Below are 3,952 nucleotides of genomic sequence, written 5' to 3'. Positions count from 1 at the left end.
GCATCGACCGCCCAGGGGGCGCATCTCAGTTCGCGCTGGTGCCGGAACACCTATGGAGCCGGCGAACAGGCGTGCTACTGCGCGAACTGGGTTTCGTGCAGCTCGCTATAGCGCCCGCCGAAGGCCAGCAGCTCGCTGTGGGTTCCGCGCTCGACGATGCGCCCGCCCTCCACGACCAGGATCTGGTCCGCCGAGCGGATGGTCGACAGGCGGTGGGCAATGATCAGCGCCGTGCGGTCTGCCAGCGCCTCGCCCAGCGCCGCCTGCACCGCCGCTTCATTCGACGAGTCCAGGGCCGCCGTCGCCTCATCCAGGATGACTACCTGGGGTGCTGCCAGCAGCAGACGGGCAATGGTCATGCGCTGGCGTTCGCCACCGGAAAGCCGGTAGCCCCGCTCGCCCACCACGGTATCCAGGCCATCGGGCAAGGAAGCGATCACCGGCTTCAGCCGGGCACGCTCCAGCGCCTCCCAGATCTGCTTTTCGGTCGCTTCGGGCCGGGCCAGCGTCAGGTTGGAGCGGATGCTCTCGTGGAAGAGGTGCCCGTCCTGGGTCACCATGGACACCGTCGAACGCAGCGAATCGAGCTCAAGCTGGCGGATATCCTCGCCGGCCAGTTCAACACTGCCCGAATCCACGTCGTACAGGCGCGCCAGCAGCGAGGCGATGGTGGACTTGCCCGCACCCGAGGAGCCCACCAGCGCGTAGGTTTGGCCCGCGGGGATCTCGAAGTCGATATCGTGCAGGACCTCTTCGCCGCCGCGGGTGTCCAGGATGGCTACTTCTTCCAGCGAAGCCAGCGAGACCTTGTCGGCGCTCGGGTAGGAGAAGCTCACGTGGTTGAATCTCACCGGCACCGCCCCGGCCTCGAGGCGGCGGGCGTTCGGGGCATCGGCAATCAGCGGCTCCAAGTCCAGCACCTCGAAGACGCGGTCGAAGCTGACCAGCGCGCTGGTGATTTCCACGCGCGCGTTGGCCAGTGCGGTCAGCGGCGTGTAGAGGCGGGTGAGCAGCATGCCCAGGACCACCACGTCGCCGGCGGCCAGATCGCCGCGCACCGCGTACATGCCGCCCAGACCGTAGACCAGGGCGAGGGCCAAGGCCGCAACCAGGGTCAGCGCGGCGACGAAGTAGAACTGGCGCATGGCCATCTTGACGCCGATATCCCGCACCTTGCCGGCACGCAGCGCGAACTGCTCGGACTCGTCCTTGGGACGGCCGAAAAGCTTGATCAAGGTGGCGCCGGGGGCGGAGAAGCGCTCGGTCATCTGGTTGCCCATGGTCGCGTTCAGGTCCGCGGATTCACGACGCAACAGGGCCACGGACCTGCCGAAATGGCGGGCGGGCAAGAGGAAAATCGGCAGCAGCACCAGAGCGATCAGCGTGACCTGCCACGAGGTGGTGAACATGACCGCAGCGGTGAGCACCAGCGCCACGGTATTGGAGACCAGCCCGGAAAGGGTTCCGGCGAAGGCGGATTGCGCGCCGATGACATCGTTGTTCAAGCGGCTGACCAGCGCACCGGTCCTGGTGCGCGAGAAGAATGCCACCGGCATTTTCTGCACATGGTCGAAGACTGCGGTGCGCAGGTCATAGATGATGCCCTCGCCCAAGCGCGAGGAGAACCAGCGGACCACTACGGACACCACCGCATCCAGGATCGCGATCCCCGCCATGACCAGAGCCAAGTTGATGATCGTCCGCACCCCGGATTGCGCGACGACTTCGTCGACCACCCGTCCAGCGAGCACCGGGGTGATCACGGCCAGGACTGCGGCGAAGATGGAGAAGACGACGAAGACCAGCAGCCGGGACTTGTAGCTGGCTGCGAACTTCAGCACTCGCTTAGGCGTGGTTGGAGCGTAGGCCTTGCCCTTGTCTCCTGACAGCTTCCATAGCGAATGCCAGGCGGCGCTTTCCATGCTCATAAGTGAGTGCTCTCAATCCTGCTGGAAGTAATCGGTGGGTTCCACCTTTGTCCATGATCCCAGTAAGCCATCCGCGACTTCCAGGTAGGGTCAGCTTACGGCGGCCAGCCCGGGCGACACAGCCCGATTGCCCGACGCGCAATAACCGGGATCCCTGCATCAAGAACAGCGGTACCCCCGGGTTCATTCCTCGCCGGCCCCGCGCGGCACAGCACGAGCCCCCGATGGCGCGTGACACGCCCAACGCTGCCGCCATCGGCACAGCGGTACTCGGAGCCAGATAAATGCCTATCAAACACGGATTAATTCCATAATCCAGAAGGAATCCATTCCGCATAACGAAATTATCTTTTTTCATTGCGGAATATTGTGACGTGCCTTACAGTTGACACCATCCAAGCCACGGGCACATACCTCGGAGCGAGTCCATCCTCAGGAGCAGCCATGAAAATCAAATCCGCAGACGACTTCCGGGTCGCTGAGCCAACCCCCAAGAAACCTTTCTACACTTCCCTGTTCTTCCAGCTTGGCGTCGCAATCGTCGCCGGCGTCTTGATCGGCCACTTCCTGCCGAAGGTCGGATCCGAGTTGCGCCCGCTGGGCGACGGATTCATCATGCTGATCAAGATGATCATCGCCCCGCTGATCTTCCTGGTGATTGTCACCGGCATTGCGGCGGTGGGCGATGTCAAGGCAGTGGGACGCGTTGGCGTCAAGGCATTGGTCTACTTCACCTGCGCCACACTCTTCGCCCTGGTCTTCGGCCTGATCATTGCCAACCTCTTTCAGCCAGGCGCCGGGTTGAACATCGACCCGTCATCCCTCGACGCCGGGGCCATCGAAGAGAAATCCGGAGAGGCCAAGGGGGCCGCCGACTTCATCCTGGGAATCATCCCGGTCAGCGTCATCGGCGCCTTCGCGGATAATAACTTGCTGCAGGTGTTGTTCTTCTCGGTCTTCTTCGGCGCAGCCATCGTGGTGGTCGGCCAGGAACGCTGCGCACCACTGCTCGCGGTGTTCGAGAACGTTCTGGAGCTGATCTTCAAGGTCATGAGCTGGGTCATGCGGGTCGCACCCCTGGGTGCCTTCGGCGCCATGGGCTTCATCATCGGCCAATACGGCATCGAGACACTGGGCACCTATGCGAAATTAATTCTCGCCTGCTACGCCGCGGCCCTGCTGTTCATCGGCATCCTCTTCCTGATCGCCTGGGGATTTGCCCGGGTTCCGCTGTGGCAATTCATCAAGTACACCCGCGAGGAATTCCTGCTGGCCCTGGGCACCGCATCAACCGAGTCGGTGATGCCTCGCATCATGACCAAGCTGACCAACGCCGGATGCTCCCGCGCCACCACCGGCTTGGTGGTCCCGACCGGATATTCCTTCAACCTCGACGGTGCGGCCATCTACTTGTCCATCTCGCTGCTGTTCCTGGCCCAGGCGTTCGGCCACAATCTCAGCTTTGGCCAGCAGCTTGCCGCCCTGGGCATCCTGCTGCTGACTTCCAAGGGCATGGCCGGCGTCCCTGGATCCTCGTTCTTGGCCCTATCGGCGACGGCAGCCGCCCTGGGCATCTTCCCGGTGGCCGGCGTGGCCCTGTTGCTGGGCGCGGACCGCATCATGGATTCGATGCGCGTTGCCGTGAACCTGCTGGGCAACTGCGTGGCCACCTTCGTGGTCGCCAAATGGGAAGGGCAGTTCGACCGCGAGGCAATGAAGCGCGCCTTTGCCGGGGAAATCACCAATGAGGACTCGGCCCGCATGCTCGGACGCGATGAGGAATGGGAAGCCATGGAGGCCGAACGCGTAGCCAACGGCGGCCAGCCTTCACCGAAGTTCGGCGGTGGCCCCACCCCGGAGGCCCTGCTCAAGTTCGATATGAGCCCGGCAACCGAAGCCGAAGCAGCTGCGGCCACGCAAAAAAGCTACCCCGATGAGGAACGCGCAGAAGCGCGCAGCTGAGTCAGGCGGTTGCCGCACGGAAAACTGCGGGGACCTTGAGAGCTAATCGGCCGGGGGGGGCT

2 protein-coding genes are annotated in these 3,952 nt (G+C 63.6%); one reads left to right on the top strand and one right to left on the bottom strand.

What is annotated here, in order from left to right:
* Positions 1-74: 74 nt before the first annotated feature.
* On the bottom strand, positions 75-1,928 hold the full coding sequence (locus ACNPM8_RS04110; RefSeq protein WP_133833865.1) for an ABC transporter ATP-binding protein: 1,854 nt from the start codon (positions 1,926-1,928) through the stop codon (positions 75-77).
* Between the two features lie 444 nt (positions 1,929-2,372).
* On the opposite strand from ACNPM8_RS04110, the gene ACNPM8_RS04105 reads away from it, so the two are divergent.
* On the top strand, positions 2,373-3,890 hold the full coding sequence (locus ACNPM8_RS04105; RefSeq protein WP_105656512.1) for a cation:dicarboxylate symporter family transporter: 1,518 nt from the start codon (positions 2,373-2,375) through the stop codon (positions 3,888-3,890).
* Positions 3,891-3,952 lie beyond the last annotated feature (62 nt).

Source organism: Glutamicibacter sp. AGC46, assembly GCF_053543715.1.
The sequence above is the reverse complement of the archived record's forward strand: the minus strand, read 5'-3'. Positions and strand labels throughout refer to the sequence as shown.